The sequence below is a fragment of the Mesorhizobium sp. genome (assembly GCF_004962925.1).
Classification (GTDB): domain Bacteria; phylum Pseudomonadota; class Alphaproteobacteria; order Rhizobiales; family Rhizobiaceae; genus Mesorhizobium.
Window position 1 is genome coordinate 1 of sequence record NZ_SUEO01000245.1, and the last position, 1162, is coordinate 1162.

Sequence of the window (1162 nt, forward strand, 5' to 3'; positions counted from 1 at the left end):
GATCGGCCGCGCCGCCTCGTTCGAGCCGTCGGTGCTGATTATGGATGAGCCTACGGCAGCGCTTGCCGTCGCCGAGGTCGAGGCTGTGCTGGACCTGATCCGCACCGTGAGCGCCCGCGGCGTCAGCGTCATTCTGATCACCCACCGCCTTCAGGATCTGTTCCTCGTATGCGACCGCATTCAGGTCATGTACGAAGGACGCAACGTCGCCGAACGGCTGATCGGCGAAACCAATATCGAGGATGTCGTCAACCTGATCGTGGGCCGCAAGTTCAACGCTCGTTCGGCCACCAACGCCCATCGCGATGGAGCGCCAGCATGAGCGACGTGACTTCGACCCACTCCGCTCAATCTCGAAGGGTCCGCGAAGGCACATGGCGGGATGCGGTGCTCGCCAATGGCAGTGTCGTGTCGATTGCGCTGTTCTTTCTGGCCGTTTGCGTCATCTTCTCGGTGGCGACGGACGCCTTTTTGACATCGCCCAATCTGCTGAACATCCTGCGTCAGTCGGCACCATTGCTGATCGTCGCCGCGGCGATGACCTTCGTCATCACCACGGGCGGCATCGACCTTTCGGTCGGTTCCGTGCTGGCACTGGTGGCAACGCTGTCGGCAACACTGCTGCAACTGGGCTTGCCATGGCCGGTGGTCATCCTCGCCATGCTTGCGCTGGGCGCCTTGCTTGGCGCGATACAAGGCTATTTCGTGGCTTATGAGGGCATCCCGGCCTTCATCGTCACGCTTGCCGGGCTTTCGGTGATCCGCGGCGTGGCGCTGCTGATCACCGGCGGCTACTCCATCCCCATCGAGCCGGGAAGCCCTTTCACGGTCCTGGGCCGCGCTTGGCTCCTTGGCGTGCCGGCGCCAGCGCTGATCGCGCTGGCGATCCTCGCGATCGCCTATATCGCCTTCAACGAGACGCCGTTCGGCCGCTACGTGACCGGCATCGGCGCCAACGCCGAAGCGGTTAGACGCGCCGGCGTGAACACGCGGCTGACGACGCTTTTCGTCTACGTGATTTCCGCCGCCGCGGCAGCGCTTGCGGGGATCATCATTGCTGCCCGGCTCGGATCCGGATCCTCGAATGCCGGGCAAGGCTTTGAGCTCGAAGTGATTGCTGCCGTCGTGCTTGGCGGCACCAGCCTGTTCGGCGGCCGCGGAA

Annotated in this window: 1 protein-coding gene and 1 pseudogene; both read left to right on the forward strand. The window is 63.9% G+C overall.

Going from position 1 to position 1162, the window contains the following annotated elements; all coding sequences use genetic code 11:
* Positions 1 to 322, forward strand: a pseudogene (locus E5W87_RS30845) (sugar ABC transporter ATP-binding protein); the annotation flags it as partial.
* Positions 319 to 1162, forward strand: an 844-nt coding sequence (locus E5W87_RS30850) for an ABC transporter permease (protein ID WP_292406341.1), incomplete at its 3' end; no start/stop codon positions are given. The pseudogene E5W87_RS30845 and the gene E5W87_RS30850, both read left to right, overlap by 4 nt.